Annotated in this window: 20 protein-coding genes and 1 other annotated feature (1 of these 21 cut by a window edge); of the genes, 17 read left to right on the forward strand and 3 right to left on the reverse strand. The window is 42.0% G+C overall.

The window, feature by feature from the left end; all coding sequences use genetic code 11:
* The first annotated feature begins 3 nt into the window (after positions 1-3).
* From nadE to yajC, 10 genes are all read left to right on the forward strand, one after another.
* Positions 4-744 carry an NAD(+) synthase gene (gene nadE / locus B0I26_RS12895; protein WP_111645835.1) on the forward strand — a complete coding sequence of 247 codons (741 nt, stop codon included), beginning with the start codon at positions 4-6 and terminating at the stop codon, positions 742-744.
* 170 nt (positions 745-914) lie between these two features.
* Positions 915-1,637, forward strand: coding sequence for a YhcN/YlaJ family sporulation lipoprotein (locus B0I26_RS12900; protein ID WP_245934793.1), 723 nt, complete (start codon positions 915-917; stop codon positions 1,635-1,637).
* 130 nt (positions 1,638-1,767) lie between these two features.
* Positions 1,768-2,505, forward strand: a complete 738-nt coding sequence (locus B0I26_RS12905; protein ID WP_111645836.1) for a YebC/PmpR family DNA-binding transcriptional regulator — start codon at positions 1,768-1,770, stop codon at positions 2,503-2,505.
* A 722-nt stretch (positions 2,506-3,227) separates the two neighbouring features.
* The gene (locus B0I26_RS12910) at positions 3,228-3,716 is read left to right on the forward strand and encodes an intercompartmental signaling factor BofC (protein WP_409991436.1); all 489 of its coding nucleotides are present in this window, start codon (positions 3,228-3,230) and stop codon (positions 3,714-3,716) included.
* 289 nt (positions 3,717-4,005) lie between these two features.
* On the forward strand, positions 4,006-4,614 hold the full coding sequence (gene ruvA, locus B0I26_RS12915; protein ID WP_111645837.1) for a Holliday junction branch migration protein RuvA: 609 nt from the start codon (positions 4,006-4,008) through the stop codon (positions 4,612-4,614).
* Between the two features lie 12 nt (positions 4,615-4,626).
* The gene (ruvB, locus tag B0I26_RS12920; RefSeq protein WP_111645838.1) at positions 4,627-5,625 is read left to right on the forward strand and encodes a Holliday junction branch migration DNA helicase RuvB; all 999 of its coding nucleotides are present in this window, start codon (positions 4,627-4,629) and stop codon (positions 5,623-5,625) included.
* Entirely contained in the window at positions 5,625-5,831 is a 207-nt protein-coding gene (locus B0I26_RS12925) for a DUF2905 domain-containing protein (protein WP_111645839.1), read from the forward strand. Before ruvB ends, B0I26_RS12925 begins: the two co-directional genes overlap by 1 nt.
* Before the next feature lie 31 nt (positions 5,832-5,862).
* The gene (queA, locus tag B0I26_RS12930; RefSeq protein WP_111645840.1) at positions 5,863-6,891 is read left to right on the forward strand and encodes a tRNA preQ1(34) S-adenosylmethionine ribosyltransferase-isomerase QueA; all 1,029 of its coding nucleotides are present in this window, start codon (positions 5,863-5,865) and stop codon (positions 6,889-6,891) included.
* Positions 6,892-6,918: 27 nt separating this feature from the next.
* Entirely contained in the window at positions 6,919-8,058 is a 1,140-nt protein-coding gene (tgt, locus tag B0I26_RS12935; RefSeq protein ID WP_111645841.1) for a tRNA guanosine(34) transglycosylase Tgt, read from the forward strand.
* Between the two features lie 28 nt (positions 8,059-8,086).
* Positions 8,087-8,350 (forward strand): preprotein translocase subunit YajC, encoded by a 264-nt coding sequence (gene yajC / locus B0I26_RS12940; protein ID WP_111645842.1) that lies wholly within the window; start codon positions 8,087-8,089, stop codon positions 8,348-8,350.
* A gap of 47 nt (positions 8,351-8,397) precedes the next feature.
* On the opposite strand, the gene B0I26_RS12945 is transcribed toward yajC, so the two are convergent.
* Positions 8,398-8,775 (reverse strand): TIGR04086 family membrane protein, encoded by a 378-nt coding sequence (locus B0I26_RS12945; protein WP_111645843.1) that lies wholly within the window; start codon positions 8,773-8,775, stop codon positions 8,398-8,400.
* Positions 8,776-8,860: 85 nt separating this feature from the next.
* Positions 8,861-10,420 (reverse strand): stage V sporulation protein B, encoded by a 1,560-nt coding sequence (spoVB, locus tag B0I26_RS12950; protein WP_111645844.1) that lies wholly within the window; start codon positions 10,418-10,420, stop codon positions 8,861-8,863.
* A gap of 107 nt (positions 10,421-10,527) precedes the next feature.
* Between spoVB and B0I26_RS12955 the strand changes: the two genes are divergently transcribed.
* The 6 genes from B0I26_RS12955 to dtd all read left to right on the forward strand — a co-directional run bounded on the left by B0I26_RS12955 (position 10,528) and on the right by dtd (position 19,199).
* On the forward strand, positions 10,528-10,821 hold the full coding sequence (locus B0I26_RS12955; protein WP_111645845.1) for a post-transcriptional regulator: 294 nt from the start codon (positions 10,528-10,530) through the stop codon (positions 10,819-10,821).
* 109 nt (positions 10,822-10,930) lie between these two features.
* On the forward strand, positions 10,931-13,183 hold the full coding sequence (gene secDF / locus B0I26_RS12960) for a protein translocase subunit SecDF (RefSeq protein WP_111645846.1): 2,253 nt from the start codon (positions 10,931-10,933) through the stop codon (positions 13,181-13,183).
* A 298-nt stretch (positions 13,184-13,481) separates the two neighbouring features.
* On the forward strand, positions 13,482-15,872 hold the full coding sequence (gene recJ / locus B0I26_RS12965) for a single-stranded-DNA-specific exonuclease RecJ (RefSeq protein WP_111645906.1): 2,391 nt from the start codon (positions 13,482-13,484) through the stop codon (positions 15,870-15,872).
* The gene (locus B0I26_RS12970) at positions 15,838-16,350 is read left to right on the forward strand and encodes an adenine phosphoribosyltransferase (RefSeq protein WP_111645847.1); all 513 of its coding nucleotides are present in this window, start codon (positions 15,838-15,840) and stop codon (positions 16,348-16,350) included. The genes recJ and B0I26_RS12970 overlap by 35 nt, the downstream gene beginning before the upstream one ends.
* Positions 16,351-16,530: 180 nt before the next feature.
* Positions 16,531-18,732 carry a RelA/SpoT family protein gene (locus B0I26_RS12975; RefSeq protein ID WP_111645848.1) on the forward strand — a complete coding sequence of 734 codons (2,202 nt, stop codon included), beginning with the start codon at positions 16,531-16,533 and terminating at the stop codon, positions 18,730-18,732.
* 14 nt (positions 18,733-18,746) lie between these two features.
* On the forward strand, positions 18,747-19,199 hold the full coding sequence (dtd, locus tag B0I26_RS12980) for a D-aminoacyl-tRNA deacylase (protein WP_111645849.1): 453 nt from the start codon (positions 18,747-18,749) through the stop codon (positions 19,197-19,199).
* Between the two features lie 39 nt (positions 19,200-19,238).
* Here the strand turns inward: dtd and B0I26_RS12985 are convergent, their stop codons facing one another.
* Entirely contained in the window at positions 19,239-20,678 is a 1,440-nt protein-coding gene (locus B0I26_RS12985) for an N-acetylmuramoyl-L-alanine amidase (RefSeq protein ID WP_111645850.1), read from the reverse strand.
* A gap of 138 nt (positions 20,679-20,816) precedes the next feature.
* On the opposite strand from B0I26_RS12985, the gene B0I26_RS18370 reads away from it, so the two are divergent.
* Positions 20,817-20,993, forward strand: coding sequence for a hypothetical protein (locus B0I26_RS18370; RefSeq protein ID WP_181502898.1), 177 nt, complete (start codon positions 20,817-20,819; stop codon positions 20,991-20,993).
* 63 nt (positions 20,994-21,056) lie between these two features.
* Positions 21,057-21,137 (forward strand) — a binding site (T-box leader) (it continues 151 nt past the right edge of the window).

The following is a 21,137-nucleotide window of genomic DNA, read 5'->3' on the forward strand; positions in this document are numbered from 1 at the left end:
ACGATGGAGCAAAAAATTGAAAAACTGATTGAATGGCTGCGTGAACAAGTAAAAGAAGCAGGATTAAACGGAGCGGTTGTCGGCATTAGCGGCGGCATTGATTCTGCGGTGGTAGCACATCTTATTAAGCGCGCTTTTCCTAATCATTCACTAGGGCTCATTATGCCTTGTAAAAGCAATCCGAAAGATAAAGAAGACGCTTTGAAAGTGGTTGAAAGCTGTGGAATCGATTATTATGTCATTGACTTAACGGAAACGCATCGTACGCTTTTCGGTGAAATTGAGCGCCAATTAAAAGAAAAAGGCGAATGGAATGAAAAAGCAGCGAAACTTGGTGATGCGAATACACGCGCGCGTCTTCGCATGACAACATTATATGCGGTTGCGAACAATTACGGATATGTCGTTGTCGGCACGGATAATGCGGCGGAATGGCATACAGGTTACTTTACAAAATACGGTGACGGCGGCGTTGATTTAGTTCCGCTTATTCACTTTACAAAAGGCGAAGTTCGTGAAATGGCGCGCATTCTTGGTGTTCCTGAAGAAATTATTACAAAGGCGCCAAGCGCAGGGCTTTGGGAAGGACAAACAGATGAAAACGAAATGGGTACAACCTATGAGATGATTGATAAATATTTAAAGGGAGAAGAAATTCCTGAGAAAGACCGTCAAATTATTGAACGGTTACATAACCGCTCCCACCATAAGCGCCGTCTTGCTGCGGCTCCACCGAAATTTTAACATGGGGAGTCCGCTAAAATATCCTAGATTTGCTTAGAAGTAGTACAGGCAGAAGAAGTTCATTTCTGCCGATAACTAACAGCCATAAACCCCTGTTTATTTGCCATGCTATAAAGTGAGGCTGACCTAATGGCAGCCTTGCGTCGAAGGCAAATAAGGGGGTTTTTCTGTTGAGAAAAGGAATGATGGCAGTCGGCGTACTTTGGTTAGCGGGCGGACTTTCAGCATGTGGCAGCTATGAAGGAGCGCTTGATGCCCGTTATGATGACAGTGCCCGTCCGATTGGATACGATACAACTGAAAACAATCGCGAAAATAACGGGAATGCCTACATCATGAACGATAATGATGGTCCGGTTACGGAATTTTTAGACAGAGGAGCACTGGATGGAAGAACGAACGTGAATCGCCGTGAGGATGCAAATCCGACTGTTCCTTATGCCGAGCGTGACCGTACATTTTTTGAACGCGATAACCGTTTCAAATATAATGACATCAATTATCACGGTCATTTAAACAGTATGAACGCAAAAACCCGTTCTTCTTATTACAACCGCTATAACGGTGAGCTGGCAGAAAAAATTTCTATGAAGGCTGCGAAGGTAGACGGTGTTTCTGACGCACGTGCACTTGTTTATCGCGATAGCGTACTGGTGGCGGTAAATACAACCGCTCGCGATACACAGCGCCTTGAAAATAAGGTAAAACAAGCGGTTGCTCCATACACGAAAAATAAAAAGGTGCGCGTCGTTTCGAATCCGAGCACATATCAACGTGTGCGTGTCATCGACAATAATATGCGCTACGGTCAACCATTTGAAGAAATTGAAAAGGATTTACAAACCATTTTTAATAACGGAGAAATAATCGAACGTCCGTTAAACCGCAGGTAGTCGCTGAGAAAGAACAGGGGAAATCTGCCTGTTCTTTCCCAGTTTTACATATAAAACTCTATTTTACCGTTTATCGTTTTTTTGATATAGTAGTATCGGAAATTTCGTTTGATGAGAGGGGAAATTTAGAATGGCTGGACATTCTAAGTGGAAAAATATTCAACGTCGGAAAAATGCACAAGATGCCAAGCGCGGTAAACTTTTTATGAAATTAGCGAAGGAAATATATGTAGCGGCAAAAACGGGCGGCGGTGATCCGAGCGCAAATCCAGGCCTCCGTCTCGTTATCGAAAAAGCAAAAGCAGCGAACATGCCAAACGAAAACATTGAGCGTGCCATTAAAAAGGCGACAGGTAATCAGGAGCATACAAACTACGAAGAAGTGAAATATGAAGGATACGGTCCTGGCGGTGTCGCTGTCATGGTGACATGCTTAACGGATAACAAAAACCGCACCGCTTCTAACGTACGGGTCGCTTTTTCGAAAAACGGCGGTAACTTAGGAGAAACAGGCTGTGTCTCTTATTTGTTTGACCGTAAAGGGCTTCTTGTCATCTCTCGCGAAGAACTTGACATCGATGAAGATGACATGCTTTTGCAGGCGATTGAAGCAGGTGCTGAGGAAATGGAAACAACAGATGAATCGTTTGAAATTTATACTGCTCCTGAAAACTTCGAGGAAGTGAAAAACAAGTTAGCGGAAAACGGATTTTCCTTTGTTACAGCAGAAATTACAATGATTCCGCAAACATATACAACGTTAACAGGCGACGATTTAACGAAAATGCTCAGACTCATCGACATGTTGGAAGATGATGATGACGTTCAGGAAGTCTACCATAATTTAGATGAGTCGGCGATTGAGTAAGAAGCCTTGATATATCAATGTTTTATGGCCTTATTTCTGCTGAATATGCACAAAAAACTTGACGGATGATGACATACATTCTAAAAATCATCATCTTGCGTTACGATATCCATCCAATGCATAAGAAATTGATTTTTTATGCAAAGGGTGGATTTTTTCATGTGATTAGATGATGTGCTTCAGAAGTTTTTTATCACATCCAAATCAAAAATTATACGGAATGGAACAAGGAATTGAAAGTTTTTTCTTAACGGCCTTTTTCCAGATTGAATATTGAGAAAAAGACCGAGTCTTAATTTATTCCTCATGGTCTGCTTGACAGGATTATGGAGCCCCCTTTTTGTTTTGAGCACAGCATCATTTGAAAAGAAACTTTGAGAAGAAAATCATCATTAATAGATTTTATCAAAATCAAAAAAATTCCATGATGTAAATTTTTTACACAAAATAAATACAAATAACTTTAGAGGGAGTAAAAGGGATGAATGCATGCCTCTATAAAAAGATTTTTTAATATTCGCTGCTAGGCATAATGGAAGAACAGCAATGAGAGCAGTTGAAGGAAAGTTTAGACAAATGGAAATAATATTTGTATACACCCCAAAACTATTTATACTAGATTGGACTAAAGGAATTAATGATTCAATAGAAATTGGATAAAACTTCTCTCATTGGTAAAAATAGAAACGAATAAATTTTTGCCTTGAGAGAGGTGAAGGTTCATGAAACGAATGTTTCAAATGTTTGCCGTTATCCTGTTCATATTGGCAGGAGAAACAAATGGTTTGGCGAAAGAGTCAAATGGAGTCAAAATGAATATCATTTTAGAGCGAATTTATTTAGATGGCGAAGTAAGCGAGGAAATAACGGAAGAAACAGTTGTTTCCATGAAAGACATATGGAAAAAATATAAAGGCTGGCAGCTTGTTGATATGGATGATGAACAAATCGTGTTTCAAAAGTCGGTCAATGACATTTCCGCACTTTCAAAAGCGAATGGATATTTCGGTTTAACGAAGGATGGTACGCTTTCCATTTTTGAAGGGAAACCGAATGAATCATCACGGGTTATCCAATCGTTTTTTCAAATCGATATCAAAAAGTTAGAGAGCCGCCAACGTGAACAATTGAAAAAAGGAATCCGTGTTGTTTCCAAAACGAGATATAAAGATATTATTGAAACATATCGGAACTTTGCGTTAATTCCTTAGAGGCTTATCAGTATAGATAAGTCTCTTTTCTTTAGTTATCAATCAGGCGGCAACATATTTAAATGCTGTGTATCTCGTTAAGCATATATGCTGCAAATTCAATTCAATCATTACTTATTCTCTAGATTGCTATGAGATATCCTGCTATATTTATTCAAGCATTCGATAAGTAAATGCAAATACCATAAAAAATGAATATAAAGAAGAATATACATTCGCAGTTTTATTCTTTTCTCGCTAATTATATGATACAATGTAAGGCAGTGAAGAAAAGGAGAGGGGTACTGTTTTGATTGAGTTTATTCGCGGCTATGTTGACTATGTCTGTCCCGAATATATTGTCATTGAAAATAACGGAATTGGGTATCAAATTTTGACACCAAATCCGTTTTCTTTTCGTAAAAGTAATGATACTATTGTCACTGTTTATACATACCAATATGTACGGGAAGATGTAATCGCTCTTTATGGATTTCATACTCGCGAGGAGCGGACGTTGTTTACGAAGCTTCTTCAAGTGTCGGGAATTGGCCCGAAAGGCGGCTTGGCGATTTTGGCGGCTGGAGAGCCGCGGCAGCTTGTCGAGGCGATTGAGGAGGAAAATGAAAAGTTTTTATGCAAGTTTCCCGGCGTCGGTAAAAAAACAGCAAGGCAAATGATTCTTGATTTAAAAGGGAAACTGCAGGATGTCATTCCGAGTGCATTTCCAAACCTTTTTACGCCAGAGGAGGAATATTCTGTTTCAGTGAACTCCAAAGCGTTGGAGGAAGCGGTTGAAGCATTAAAAGTGCTTGGCTATGCCGAACGGGAAATTCAGAAAGTGATGCCGGCGTTAATGAAGGAAAACTTGTCAACCGAGCAATATATTAAGCTGGCGCTGCAAAAATTATTAAAATAGGGGAGAAGCAGAATGGAAGAGCGTCTTGTTGCCAGTGACGCAAATAGCGAGGATATTTCGCTTGAATACAGTCTCCGCCCAAAGTTTTTAAGTGAATATATTGGACAAGATAAAGTAAAAGACAATTTAAAAGTATTTATTGAAGCGGCGAAACTGCGAGGAGAGACGCTTGATCACGTGCTGTTGTACGGGCCTCCGGGGCTCGGCAAAACGACATTAGCGGCGATTATTGCGAATGAAATGGGAGTCAATCTTCGTACAACTTCAGGTCCCGCTATTGAACGCCCTGGAGATTTAGCAGCGATTTTGACATCGTTGGAACCGGGAGATGTGTTATTTATTGACGAAATCCACCGGCTTCATCGTTCGGTGGAGGAAGTGCTGTATCCGGCGATGGAAGACTATTGCTTAGATATTGTGATTGGCAAAGGCCAGACAGCGCGCTCGGTGCGCATTGACCTTCCGCCATTTACACTTGTCGGGGCAACGACAAGAGCAGGAGCATTATCTGCGCCGCTTCGTGATCGCTTTGGTGTTTTAAGCCGTCTTGAGTATTATTTGCCGGCACAGCTTGCGCAAATTGTGAAACGAACGGCCGATATTCTCGATGTAGAAATTGAAGAGGAGGCCTCCTTTGAGATTGCCCGGCGCTCACGGGGGACACCGAGGATTGCGAACCGGCTTTTGCGCCGCGTCCGCGATTTTGCTCAAGTGCGCGGCGATGGCACAATCACGGTTGCTTTGGCGCAGGAAGCGTTACAGTTGCTTCAAGTAGACCGATTAGGTCTCGATCATATTGACCGAAAATTATTAAAAGGAATGATTGAAAAATTCCGCGGCGGTCCTGTCGGCTTGGATACGATTGCCGCGACAATCGGCGAAGAGGCACAGACGATTGAAGATGTATATGAACCGTATTTGCTGCAAATCGGCTTTTTACAGCGGACGCCGCGCGGGCGCGTGGTCACCAATTTAGTATACGAGCATTTTGGAATGGAGGTCCCAAAGTGATGAATAGCCTTCCAAAAATGATTATGACCATAGGAGTAGTATTAATTGTTATCGGTTTTGTCATGCAATTTATTAAGCTTGGCCGGCTTCCTGGAGATATTGTGATTAAAAAAGGAAACACAACCTTTTATTTTCCGATTGTTACTTCAATTTTGTTAAGCGTCGTTTTGTCCTTCATTTTTTATGTTCTTGGCCGGTTCCGTTAATTCAATAAAATAGAAACGGGTGAAGAAAAATATGAAAGTAGATTTATTTGATTTTTATTTGCCAGAGGAGTTAATCGCACAAACACCGCTTCCAGACCGGGAAGCATCAAGGCTGATGGTGCTTGATAAAAAAACGGGAAAAACAAAGCATGAAACGTTTCGGGCGATTTTATCGTATTTAAAAGAAGGAGATTGTCTCGTTTTAAATGATACACGCGTATTGCCGGCACGTCTTTATGGGGAAAAAGAAGATACAGGAGCAAAAATCGAAGTGCTCCTTCTAAAACAAACGGAAGGAGACCGGTGGGAGACACTGGTAAAGCCTGCAAAGCGCGTCAAGATAGGAACAACGGTTTCCTTCGGTGATGGAAGGCTTAAAGCAACGTGCATCGATACATTAGAGCACGGCGGACGAGTTTTAGAATTTGCCTACAATGGGGTTTTTTATGAGGTATTAGAGTCGCTCGGGGAAATGCCGCTTCCTCCTTACATAAAAGAGCAATTGGATGACCGTGAACGATATCAAACCGTATATGCCCGCGAGCGCGGTTCTGCGGCGGCGCCGACGGCCGGCCTTCACTTCACCGAACAGCTGCTTGATGATATTCGTGCAAAAGGTGTACATATCGCCTTTATTACGCTTCATGTCGGACTTGGAACGTTTCGCCCAATCAGCGTGGAAAATGTGGAAGAGCATGATATGCATGCGGAGTTTTATCAAATGACGGAAGGGACGGCGCGCCTTTTAAATGAAGTAAAGCAAAAAGGCGGGCGGATTATTGCTGTCGGTACAACCTCAACGCGGACTTTAGAAACGATTGCTTCCAAACATAACGGCACCTTTGTTGCCGAAAGCGGCTGGACGGATATTTTTATTTATCCGGGCTATGAGTTTAAAGCGATTGATGGCATGGTTACGAATTTTCATCTTCCGAAGTCCACATTAATCATGCTTGTCAGCGCGCTGGCCGGTCGGGAAAATGTGCTGCGCGCTTATGAAGAAGCAGTGAAAGAGCGGTACCGTTTTTTTAGTTTCGGTGATGCGATGTTAATCATTTAGAGGCTGCATAAGAAAGGAGTTATTCATTTGACACCGATTCGTTATGAGTTGATTAAAACGTGCAAACAAACAGGAGCGAGATTAGGAATTATCCATACGCCGCACGGCTCGTTTGAAACGCCCATGTTTATGCCGGTCGGCACGCTTGCCACGGTAAAAACGCTGTCTCCTGAAGAATTAAAAGAAATGGGAGCAGGCATTATTTTAAGCAACACCTACCATTTATGGCTTCGGCCTGGCCATGAAATCGTGAAAGAAGCGGGCGGCCTGCATCGGTTTATGAACTGGGACCGCGGCATTTTAACGGATTCGGGCGGCTTCCAAGTCTTCAGCTTAAGCGAGTTTCGCAAAATTGAAGAAGAAGGGGTTTATTTCCGGAATCATTTAAATGGGGATAAATTATTTTTATCACCTGAAAAAGCGATGGAAATTCAAAACGCTCTGGGCTCTGACATTATGATGGCGTTTGATGAATGCCCGCCATATCCGGCAACATACGAATATATGAAAAAGTCAGTCGAGCGGACAAGCCGTTGGGCAGAGCGCTGCTTAAAAGCTCATAAACGTCCAAACGAACAAGGACTATTTGGAATTGTTCAAGGCGGCGAATTTGAAGATTTGCGCAAACAAAGCGCGCAAGACTTAGTTTCTCTTGATTTCCCTGGTTATGCGGTTGGCGGTCTATCGGTGGGAGAGCCGAAAGATGTCATGAATAGGATTCTTGAGTTTACAACTCCGCTTTTGCCGGCAAACAAGCCGCGTTATTTAATGGGAGTTGGCTCACCGGATTCGCTCATTGACGGGGTGATTCGCGGCATTGATATGTTTGACTGCGTCTTGCCGACGCGCATTGGTCGAAATGGAACCGCGATGACAAGCGAAGGGCGAGTGGTTATAAAAAATGCGCAATATGCAAGAGATTTTACGCCGCTTGATCCAAACTGCGACTGTTACACATGCCGCAACTACACAAGAGCTTATATTCGTCATTTGATTAAATGTGATGAAACGTTCGGAATTCGTCTAACTTCTTATCATAACGTCTATTTTCTGATAAAATTGATGGAGCAAGTGAGACAAGCGATTCGCGAAGATCGTCTTGGCGATTTCCGTGAAGAATTTTTTGACCGTTATGGATTTAACAAGCCAAATGCAAAAAACTTTTAGAAAATTTGCTTTGAAAGGGGGGAAATAAATGCAAACGTTAATGAATATTCTACCGCTTCTTTTATTCTTTGCGATTTTTTATTTCTTGTTGATTCGTCCGCAGCAAAAACGCCAGCGTGCGATTCAACAAATGCAGGCGAACTTAAAAAAAGGCGACAAAGTCATTACAATTGGCGGCTTGCACGGCATTATCGATTCTGTTGATGAAGATAAAGTTGTCATTCGTGCTGGTGATGGTTCTCGTCTTACATTTGACCGTTCAGCAGTACGTGAAGTAGTTGCTGATAAATAATTGAAAAAGAGGCGGCTTCCCGAAAAGGCGGCCGACTCTTTTTATAATCACTGATTTCTTGAAACGCTTATATTCACACCAATGATTCCGCCGCACATGGCTGTAATAAGAAAGGCCAGATGATATAGCCATTGCTGGACGGTGAATAGCTTATCAACTCCTAAAAACTGAAACAAAAAGATGAGAAGGGTAAATAAGAGGCTTGTAAAGCCGCCGACTAACCAGCCTCTTTCTTTCCCTTTCCCTCCTGCGACAAATCCGCCGATAAAGACGGAAATGAGCGAACAAGTAAAAGCGACCCATGCAAATGTGGCCTCAGAAACATTTGTAAACTTCAAGATGAGCGACAGCACGAAGCTGACAATGAGGGCTGATACAAAAATGGTCGCCACTCCGTATAAAACCGCTTTTCCTAATCTTGCCATACCCGCTCCCCTTTCATGCAAAAAGCTGTCTTTACAAAAACATATTCTTATTAGGACACGTTTAGAAGCAGAAATTTGTTGTTTTTCATCGGAGGGAGCGAGATAAAAACGGACCGACTATTGGAATGCGTGAGACTTCTTCTTTTTTAATGAGCTTTAGCAGTAATAAGAAGAATAGATAGACAATCGTTGTGACCATGATGGCGAAAAGCGTTCTTACATTTAGCGAGGCGGCTGTCAGCACATGTTTAAACATCATATTTCCGGCTATTCCACATATCACTATGCTTATAAAAGCTTTTACATACTCTTTTATATACAATGAAAAAGAAATAACTTTTACGATGGTCGCAAAATGAAGCATTGTCACAAGAACGATTCCTGCCATAATAGCCAGCGCTGCTCCCATAATTCCGAGGCTTGGTCTTGTTGCCAGAACGAAAATAAAAACGGTTTTTACAACAGCGCCAATTAAGCTGTTCATCATTGCCGCTTTTGCTAAGTCAAGACCTTGCAGCACAGCCTGCAGCGGACCTTGAAAGTAGTAAAAGATGAAAAATGGTGCCATCACTTTAACAAAAATAGCGGCATTGCTTGAGCCGTACATGAACTGCATGAGCGGCTCGGCAAAGACGTATAGCACAACAACAGCCCATCCTCCTGTTACAAGCGACAGTCTCATCGCTTGTTGAAGACGGTGCTCAATCAGCCATGTTTGCTTGTTGGCAGCCGCTTCGCTAACCGCTGGAACAAGCGAAGTAGATAACGAATAAGTGATAAACGATGGCAGCATTAATAGCGGCAAGGCGTATCCTGTCAACTCGCCATACTGTTTTGTTGCTGAAGCAGTGGCGACTCCAGCGATCGCTAAGCTCTGTGCGACAACAATCGGCTCGAAAAACCAGGAAAGCGAACCAATTAAGCGGCTGCCGGTTGTCGGGAGAGCAATCCGCATTAAATCGAGAAATGTATCTTTTCCCGCTTTCACGCTTTTAAAAAATTGTTTTCTTACTTTAATGTGTTTTTTCAGCCGAAACATAAGCAATAAATAAATAAGCGAAGCAAGTTCGCCAATCACAGCGGAAAACATCGCTCCGGCTGCGGCATATTCGATTCCGTACGGCAATAGCGCTTTTGTAAAAACAGCAATCAAACTAATCCGCACCATTTGTTCAATAAGCTGTGAATAGGCGTATGGCTTCATTTGTTGTTTTCCTTGGAAATATCCCCGCAGCACAGAAGAGATAGCAACGATTGGAACAACCGGCGAAATAGCAAGAAGCGGATAGTATGTGCGCGAATCAGTAAACAACGTCTCTGACAAAACAGGAGCTAATGAAATCATCGCCGGGAAAAAAAACATGCTTAACGTTCCGGTAACTGTCAAAGAAACGACGAGAATTTTTTTCACTTTTTTTTGATCACCAACCGCTTCAGCCTCGGCCACCAGTTTTGAAATGGCAATTGGCAGCCCGATTTGCGTAATCGTAATAACTAAAACGAGTGTCGGAACAGCCATCATATATAAGCCAACGCCTTCTCCCCCAATCATGCGGGCGACGACAATTCGATTAATAAAGCCGAGAATTCTTGTGATGAGGCCTGTGATAATAAGAATGAGCGTCCCTTTTAAAAATTTGGACATACGGTTTCCCTACCTTCTCAAACAAGGTGATATTTTATACAATTAACTATATGCGGCTGGTATGAACAAGCATGACAAGTATTGTCGGGATGGAGGAGAGGCGGCAAATGGAAAAGGAGCAGATAAAAGCGTTGCGCGAGCAAGTAATGCCTGCTTTAGTATGTAAAAAAGAAGAATTTCAAATGCTTGGCTATGAACAAGTGACGATTGACGAGATATGGGATTGTTTATTTTATAAAAAATGGAAAAAACTAAAAGAGGAAAAAAAGTTGTTCGAAATCGTTAATGATATTCTTACACTCAGCGTAAACGAGTATATGACATATATCACTGTGCAATCTCATCAAGAAACAAATTGGTTCAATGATGACAATCTGGAAGCGCTGCAGGAACTGTTTTAGAATCGGAACATAAATTGACAGCGGGGGCAAACTGTTTCATAATGAGGTTATTGACAGAATTCTGGTTGTGTCAGCCAGATTTCTTTTATTGTATAAGGAGGATTTTTGCATGGTTAAACGAAGTCGCATCATTGCCTTTTTCTTGTTGCTGCTGCTTTTGGGCGGCACGATGGGGACAACGATTCAAGGGATTCTCAATAACATCAAACTCGGTTTGGACCTTCAAGGCGGGTTTGAAATTTTATATGAAGTAAAACCGGCAAACAAAGGGGACAAAATCGATAAAGAAGCTCTCGTTAGCACGGTTCAAGCTTTGAATAAACGCGTCAATGTGCTCGGGGTAAGTGAACCGAATATTCAAATTGAAGGAAAAGACCGCATTCGCGTGCAGCTTGCCGGGGTAAAAGATCAAAACAAGGCGCGTGAAATTCTGGCAACTCAGGCAAAATTGACGTTCCGCGATGTCAATGACAATGTTTTAATGGATGGAAGCGATCTCGTAGAAGGCGGAGCTAAGCAAACGTTCGATGAAAACGGGAAACCGAGTGTCGCAATCAAATTGAAGGATGCCGATAAATTTAGACAAGTGACGGAAAAGGTTTCACAAATGCCAAAGCCAAATAATTTGTTAGTGATTTGGCTTGACTTTGAAGAAGGCGTAGATTCTTATCAAAAGGAAGCCTTGAAAGAAAAACCAAAGTTTATTTCAGCCGCAAGAGTGGATCAAGTATTTGATCAAACAGATGTATCGATTGTCGGCAATTTTACCGTTGAAGAAGCGAAAGAACTTGCTGATTTGTTAAATGCAGGGGCATTGCCGGTTGAATTAAAAGAAGTTTATTCAACATCGGTCGGCGCTCAGTTTGGGGAAGATGCTCTGCAAAAAACAATCTTTGCAGGAATTGTCGGGGTTTCTGTTATTTTCTTATTTATGATTTTCTTCTACCGTTTACCGGGATTTATTGCTGTCATTACTTTAAGCATTTATATTTACTTAATTTTGCTTATCTTTGATTGGATGAACGGCGTGTTAACGCTGCCGGGTATTGCCGCCCTAATTTTAGGAGTCGGTATGGCAGTCGATGCTAATATCATTACATACGAACGGATTAAAGAAGAGATTAAGCTTGGCAGATCGATCATGTCGGCATACCGTGTCGGCAATAAGGGATCGTTTGCGACGATTTTTGACGCAAACATTACAACAATTATTGCCGGTGTTGTTTTATTTATATACGGGACAAGCTCTGTCAAAGGGTTTGCGACGATGTTGATTATTAGTATTTTGGCAAGCTTCATTACCGCTGTATACGGGACGCGGCTCTTGCTTGGCCTTCTCGTTCATAGCCGGGCGTTTAATAAAAAGCCGTGGTATTTTGGAGTGAAACAATCGGAGATTTTAGATATTGCCGAAACTGACGATGATACAGAAGTGCCGACGAAGTTTGATCGTCTTGATTTTGTAAAGCATAGCAAAAAATTCTTTATCTTTTCCGGTGTTTTAACAGTTATCGGGATTATTCTGCTATTGACGATGAAATTAAATCTTGGCATCGATTTTTCAAGTGGTACGCGCATAGAGGTATATAGCCAATCACCGCTTAACGCTGAAGAGCTGAAGGAAGAATTCAAAAAGTTTGATTTGGAACCGAAAGACATTGTGTTGTCAGGAAAAAATTCGGAAATTGGTGTTGCCCGCTTTATCGGGGTGTTAAACAAAAAAGAGATTTCTGACATAAAGGAACATTTTAAGCAGCTGTACGGCTCAGAGCCAAATGTGAGCACAGTTTCTCCAACAGTTGGAAAAGAATTGGCAAGAAATGCGTTTGTTGCTGTGTTAATATCGTCCATCGGTATTATTATTTACGTGACGATTCGCTTTGAAATATATATGGCGCTTGCGGCGATTATCGCTTTACTGCACGATGCGTTTCTTATTGTAACGTTCTTTAGCTTAATGCGCTTAGAAGTGGATTTGACATTTATTGCCGCTGTTTTAACGATTGTCGGTTACTCGATTAACGATACAATCGTTACATTTGACCGGATTCGTGATTTAATGAAAAAGCGGAAAGTAAAAACGGTCGATGATTTAAAATATATTGTGAATCGTGCGCTGCAACAAACGTTTACTCGCTCGATTAATACCGTCTTGACCGTCATTTTCACGGTTGTAGCCTTATTAATGTTCGGAAGTGAAGCCATTCGTAATTTCTCTCTAGCATTATTAGTCGGATTAATTTCCGGGGTCTACTCATCCCTATTCATCGCCGCACAGTTATGGCTCATTTGGAAAGGAAAGCAGTTGAAAAAAGGAAAGTTAAAGCGAAAAACAGAAAAAGATTTGGAACCGCAAGTATAAAGGGAAATTGCATCAGCGGGGGCTTCATCCCCGCTCATGTTAGTTGAACTTATCGGGTTTCTCAGCGTCTGTTATTTCCCGCCTGTAGAAGTGGGAGGTTTATGGACGATTAGAACGGGATAAAGCCGTGGTTTTTGCCGCGGCTTTTTTTATCGTAAACCACTGGGAAGCTCCTCGCTTCAACAACTTCAAACGATTAAGCGGGGAGGTCGAGATAGAGCATTATCAATTTGGACATTTGATTCATTGCTCCGCTTCTTTTCGTTTTGTATAATAGGAGAGTTGAGGTGTGGAAACGATGTTAACTTCGAAAACTCGCTGGGCTGTTAAAAGTCCTGATATAGAAAAAGTGAATAAAATTGCGGAAGCGTTAAATATTGCCCCGCTTGTTGCCGCGTTATTAGTGAACCGCGGTGTGGATACGGTTGAAGCGGCGGAGGCTTTTTTATATGTCGAAAAGCAGTCGTTTCATGACCCGTTTTTGCTCGATGGAATGGACCGTGCTGTCGAGCGGATTCACCAAGCGATTGCTGCGCAAGAAAAAATTCTTGTGTTTGGCGATTATGATGCCGATGGGGTTAGCAGCACGACGGTCATGGTGAGCGCTTTAAGAGAACTGGGTGCTTCTGTCGATTTTTATATTCCTAATCGTTTTACAGAAGGGTACGGCCCGAATGAACAAGCGTTCCGCTGGGCCAAAGAAGGCGGTTTTTCTCTGATTATTACAGTCGATACAGGAATTGCCGCACTGAATGAAGCGGAGTTAGCCCAACAGTTAGGAATGGATTTAATTATTACCGATCATCATGAGCCAGGACCAATATTGCCGGAGGCGTATGCGATTATTCATCCGAAAAAGCCGGGAAGCACGTATCCGTTTAAGGAACTTGCCGGAGTAGGCGTTGCCTTTAAAGTCGCCCATGCTCTTCTTGGCAGGGTGCCGTATCATTTATTAGATGTAGCTGTCATTGGAACGATTGCCGATCTTGTTCCGCTGCTGGGAGAAAACCGTCTGCTTGCTTCTTTAGGGCTGCGTGCGCTGCAAACAACAGAAAGAGTTGGCTTGAAAGCCTTGATTAAACAATGCGGTGTCAGCATGGACCAGTTAAATGAAGATACGGTCGGTTTTATGATTGGTCCCCGCATTAATGCAGCGGGAAGATTAGGAACGGCTGATCCCGCTGTTCATTTATTAATGACAGAAGATGAAGAAGAAGCCGAGATGCTCGCAGAAGAAATCGATGCATTAAATAAAGAACGGCAGCAGCTTGTCAATGAAATGGCGGAAGAGGCGATAAAAATCGTAGAAAGCCATTATCCGCCAAAGGACAATGCGGTGCTTGTCGTAGCGAAAGAAGGCTGGAATCCGGGAATTATCGGGATTGTGGCCTCGAGACTTGTCGAAGTTTTTTATCGTCCGACCATCGTATTAAGCATTGACAAGGAGAAAGGTCTTGCCAAAGGTTCAGCGCGAAGCATCCCTGGCTTTGATTTATTTGCCAGTTTATCGACATGCCGTGATATTTTACCGCATTTCGGCGGACATCCGATGGCCGCAGGGATGACGCTCAGCATCGAACATATTGACGAATTGCGAACGCGATTAAATTCATTAGCGAACGAGCTGTTAACCGAGGAAGATTTTACGCCGATTACGCAAGTGGATATAAAATGTTCGCTTGCTGATATTTCATTAAAAACGGTTGAGCAATTGCAAATGCTTGCTCCGTTTGGTATCGAAAATCCGAAGCCTAAAGTGTTGATTGAAGATGTCGCCATTCAAATGCTTCGCCGCGTCGGGGCTGCTCAGTCGCATTTAAAAGCAGTGTTTGAACAAGACGGAGCGACGATTGACAGCATCGGCTTTGGTTATGGTTATTTACAAGAAGAAATTGCTCCCCATTCTAAAGTTTCCATCGTTGGAGAGCTATCGATTAATGAGTGGAATCACTTCCGCAAGCCGCAGCTGTTGATTCATGATGTTTCGGTGAAAGAATGGCAGCTTTTTGATATCCGCGGCATGCGCCATATTCATTCTTTTCTTTTGTCGCTTCCGAAAGAAAAACGTATGCTGATTGCATTTCAGCAAGAAACAACGGAAGAATTGCCGCTGCGTGAATTAAAACAGGAAGTATGTTATATTGATTCATTGGAACATGCTAAAAAAGTCGAATTGAAAAATAAATATGCCGTCTTATTAGATTTGCCGCCGTCTTCGGAAATGATAAAAGTTTTATTAACTCCTAGTTTACCTGAACGAATTTATGCGTTATTCTATCAGAGGGAGAATCACTTTTTCAGCACGATGCCAACCCGCGATCATTTTAAATGGCTTTATCTGTTTTTAATGAAGCGGAGCCCATTTGATTTAGCAAGATATGGCGATGATTTGGCGCGATCGCGCGGATGGACAAAAGAAACGATTCACTTTATGGTGAAGGTGTTTTTAGAGCTCGGTTTTGTTACAATGGAAAATGGCATTGTCATGCTGACAAACAATCCGAATAAACGCGATTTAACGGAATCACCGACTTATTGTTTTAAGCAGGCTCAGCTTGAGCTTGAGAATATATTTTTATATTCATCTTACCAGCAATTAAAGCGCTGGTTTGATGAGATAAAAGGTTCGTTACATTATGAGGAGGCAAAAATCGATGGATTTAAAACAATACGTCACAATTGTACCTGATTTTCCAAAACCTGGTATTCAATTTAAAGATATTACGACGATTATGGATAAAGGTGAAGTGTATAAATATGCGACGGATCAAATCGTGCAGTATGCGCGGGAAAAAGAAATTGATATCGTCGTGGGACCGGAGGCGCGCGGCTTTATTATTGGCTGCCCGGTTGCCTATGCGCTTGGAGTGGGCTTTGCGCCTGTACGCAAAGAAGGAAAGCTTCCGCGCGAAGTCGTTCGCGTTGAATACGGTCTGGAATATGGAAAAGATGTGCTGACAATGCATAAAGATGCCATTAAACCGGGACAACGTGTTTTAATTACCGATGACTTATTGGCAACAGGCGGCACTATTGAAGCAACGATCAAGCTTGTTGAGCAATTAGGCGGAGTTGTCGCAGGGATTGCTTTCTTAATTGAGCTTACTTATTTAGAAGGACGCAAAAGATTAGAAGGCTATGATGTACTGGCGTTAATGCAATTTTAGTTGTTGAGGGCACTCTTAATGGGTGCTCTTTCTTATTTATCAATCCATTTCCTTTTTTTTGTGATTTACTGATTTTCTTTATGCTAGCTCTTTACATCTAAAAAAATTTTCATGATAATAGTGTCAATAATTATTTTTTTCGTACAATACGTACAATTGAACATAAAAGGTGATCATTTCATGGCCAATGAACAGGTGTTAACAGCAGAACAAGTAATTGAAAATGCAAGCCGTTATTTGTCTGCTAAAGATATTGAATTTATTCAGCGGGCATACGAATTTGCCAAGGAGGCTCACAAGGACCAATACCGAAAATCGGGTGAACCATACATTATTCATCCTATTCAAGTTGCCGGCATTTTAGTCGATTTAAAGATGGATCCAGCGACCATTGCAGCTGGGTTTTTGCATGATGTGGTCGAGGATACGGATGTTACGAAAGAAGATTTGCTCAAAGAGTTTGGCTCTGAAGTGTCCATGCTCGTTGATGGAGTAACAAAGTTGGGAAAAATTAAATATAAATCGCAGGAAGAACAACAGGCCGAAAATCATCGCAAAATGTTTGTAGCGATGGCACAGGATATTCGCGTCATTTTAATCAAGTTAGCGGACCGCCTTCACAATATGCGGACATTAAAGCATTTACCGCTTGAGAAGCAGCGGAGAATCGCAAATGAAACTTTGGAAATTTTCGCTCCGTTAGCGCACCGGCTTGGAATTTCGAAAATTAAGTGGGAGCTGGAAGATACCGCACTGCGCTATTTAAATCCGCAGCAATATTATCGAATCGTTAATTTAATGAAGAAAAAACGTGCGGAGCGTGAGCAATATCTTGAAGAAGTAATCCAAGAAGTTCGCGAGCGTTTAAATGAGGTGTCTATAAAAGGGGAAATTTCCGGGAGACCGAAACATATTTACAGCATTTATCGCAAAATGGTCATGCAAAATAAACAATTTAATGAGATTTATGATTTATTGGCGGTTCGCATCATTGTCAACAGCATAAAAGATTGTTATGCCGTACTCGGTATCATCCATACATGCTGGAAGCCGATGCCGGGCCGTTTTAAAGATTATATCGCCATGCCGAAGCCGAATATGTATCAATCGCTGCATACAACCGTCATTGGTCCGAAAGGTGAGCCTTTGGAAGTGCAAATTCGTACGTTTGAGATGCACCAAATCGCTGAATTCGGAATTGCTGCTCATTGGGCATATAAGGAAGGAAAAAGCGTAAAGCCGAACAGTTTTGAAGAGAAGCTTTCATGGTTCCGGGAAATTTTAGAATGGCAAAATGATATGACAAATGCCGAAGAGTTTATGGAAACGTTAAAGATGGATTTATTCTCGGATATGGTGTTTGTGTTTACGCCAAAAGGAGATGTCATTGAGCTTCCGTCCGGTTCGGTGCCGATTGATTTTGCCTACCGGATTCACTCCGAAATCGGCAACAAAACGATTGGTGCAAAAGTAAACGGAAAGATGGTGCCGCTTGATTATAAATTGAAAACCGGCGACATCGTTGAAATTTTAACTTCCAAACATTCTTATGGCCCGAGCCAAGACTGGTTGAAACTGGCGCAAACGTCCCATGCGAAAAATAAAATTCGTCAGTTTTTCAAAAAACAACGCCGTGAAGAAAATATCGAAAAAGGAAAAGAACTGGTCGAAAAGGAAATTAGAAACTTAGACTTTGATGTCAAAGAAGTGCTCACGCCGGAAAACGTCAAACGAGTGGCAGAAAAATTCAATTTCTCTAATGAGGAAGATATGTATGCCGCAGTTGGATATAACGGCATTACTGCTGCACAGATTGCTCATCGTTTAACAGAGAAATGGCGCAAACAGCGCGATTTAGAAGAGCAGCAAAAAAAATTGAAAGAAGCCGTTAACGAAGCGAAAAGCGTTTCACCAGGCAAAAAGCGCGATTATGGCGTGCGGGTGCAAGGAGTAGACAATTTATTAATCCGTTTATCCCGCTGCTGTAATCCTGTTCCGGGAGATGAAATTATCGGCTTCATTACGAAAGGAAGAGGTGTCTCTGTCCACCGTACGGATTGTCCAAACATTTCTTCGGAAGAGATGGCCGATCGCCTCATTCCTGTTGAATGGGAAAGCGATGCGAAAGCAAACCGCGAGTATAACGTGGAGATAGAAATATTCGGCTTTGACCGTCGCGGGCTGCTGAATGAAGTGCTTCAAGCGGTCAATGAAACGAAAACAGATATTTCGGCTGTTTCCGGCCGTTCCGATCACCGCAATAAAATTGCGACGATTCATATGGCGATATCGATTCATAACTTGAGCCATTTGCAAAAAGTAGTTGAACGAATTAAGCAAATTCCCGATATTTATTCCGTTCAGCGGGTAATGAATAATTAGAAAGGGTATGTCTGATGAGAATTGTTGTGCAACGTGCAAAAAACGCAAAAGTGATTGTCGAAGGTGAAACAGTAGGACAGATTGACTTTGGACTCATGCTGCTTGTCGGTGTCACTCATAGTGATACAAAAGAAGATGCAGCATTTGTGGCGGACAAAGTTGCCAATTTACGAATTTTTGAAGATGAATCCGGGAAAATGAATTTGTCCGTTTTAGATGTCGGAGGAGCGATTTTATCTGTATCGCAGTTTACGCTGTATGGAGACTGCCGCAAGGGAAGACGCCCGAATTTTATGGAAGCTGCCAAGCCTGATCATGCGCTAGAAATTTATCAAATTTTTAATGAAGAACTGCGGCAAAAAGGAATTAAAGTGGAGACCGGAAAATTCGGGGCAATGATGGACGTGCAATTTACAAATGATGGACCTGTGACACTAATTGTTGAAAGTAAACAAAAGGGCGAGTAACGAAACGGTTATTCGCCTTTTTGTTTGCTCGCAGCGATATTATTGGAAATCGTTTTTTAAACTTTCAACAATCGCATCTGTTACTTTTTCTTGATAATAAGGTGAAACAATGAGCTGTCCTTCCGTCGGATTGCTCAAATATCCGAGTTCTAATAAAACAGACGGCCGGTTGTTTTCGCGGAGAACATGAAAATCGCCAAAGCGAATTCCGCGCTGTTTCATATTGTCAATCGTTTTTAGCTGTGAATAAATCGATGCAGCGAGAGGATGATCCCGCTTGTTGTCATAATAGTAAACGGTGATGCCGTTTGCCGTTGCATCATGTGAACTGTCGTAATGAATGCTGATAAAAATGTCGGCTTCATGTTCGTGAGCGATTTTTACCCGGTTTGGCAAGGAAATGAATAAATCGTCATTTCTTGTTAAAATGACGTTTGCTCCGGCTTGTCCCAGTTTTTGCTGCAGCAATTTTGCTGTTTGCAGTGTTAATGTTTTTTCGAGCGTACCGTTTTTGCCGATGGTGCCGCTATCTTTTCCGCCATGTCCGGCATCGAGCACAATCGTTTTATTTTTGATCGAGCCGTTTTTTTTATTTACTGTCGAAACAACCCACTCTGCGATATAGCCGGATCGTTGAGCGGCAGGCTTAATATAATACCAGCTTCCTTCTTTACGAATGACGCGATACGTTTCACCGCGATTGGCTGTTGCAACGACAGGGGCGTCAAGCGATGGATTTTCTCGAATATTCGTTCGATTGTAGAGAACTTTAATATACGTATTTGCAGGATCTGGAGAAGTACGGTTTTGCAGTGAAATATATGTACTGGATACCCAGCCGGTCTGTTGATTTTCAAGAACGATTTTCAGCCAATTGTCTTGTTGCACGACGATATTTACATGATCGCCGCCATTCAGTTTCCGGATAATCTTTCCTTTTTCTGAAGGTTCCGCACGTACATTTAACTGATTCGTTGTGACGATTCCAATCAGATGTTTTTCCAGCGCAGTTTGTGGAGAAAGATAATCGGCAGAAACCCAGCCTGATAGGTTAGCTGAGTGGACTTTTGCCCAATTTTTTGTTTTTTCATATACCGCTACTGTCTGTCCTTGCTTTAAATAACCGATAACGGCATATTTTGTTCCTGGACCTGTGCGGACCCGAAGATAATCAACGGCTGAGACGGCTGTTTCTGTTGCGCTTGCTGAGCTGCTTGCATATGGCAGAGAAATCCATCCTGTTTCTTTCGCGTTTAGCCGAAGTTGAATCCAATCGTTTTTCTGTTCGATGACCGCATATGTTTCTCCTTTATTTACGCGTTTAATTACTTTGTAATGAAGTCCCGGGCCTTCGCGCACATTGAGATGAGCAACGGTGATGGTCGCCGTTCTTGTCTCGGCCCACACACTAGATACATGAATGGAGAAGAAAAGTAAGACAGCAAGAAAAACATATGTACCCTTTTTTATATCATCCACAGTTAAAAGTGGAGCCTCCTTTCTTGCAAATGAAAGCCCTAGTTTTTAAATTCGTTAAAAGTAAAAAAAATCCTTTTATTTTTAAAAATAACGGGAAAAATAAATAGAGAGTTTTTAAGCGAGAAAGGATGGGACGCGGTGAGAAACAGCGCAAAAGGGGAGTTTGCACAGGCGCGGGCAAGCGAATTGGTTCATATTGATTTTCATGAATTTATGAAACGGGAAGCAGATTTAACTGCATTTGAGCTTGCTTCAGAGTTTGGGTTAACTTTAAGAGAAGTCCAAAAGTTAAAAAAACAATTATATCGTTCTTAAATTGCTGCTGCATTCTTGACAAAATACGAGTTCATTCGTAAGATAAAAGAAAAATTCTTACATACAAAACCGATGATGGAGAAGAGTAGTTAAGAATACACATGAACAGAGAGGAAATGCCTTAGGCTGAAAGCATTTCTGCAT

The sequence above is a fragment of the Paranoxybacillus vitaminiphilus genome (genome assembly GCF_003259935.1).
GTDB lineage: Bacteria > Bacillota > Bacilli > Bacillales > Anoxybacillaceae > Paranoxybacillus > Paranoxybacillus vitaminiphilus.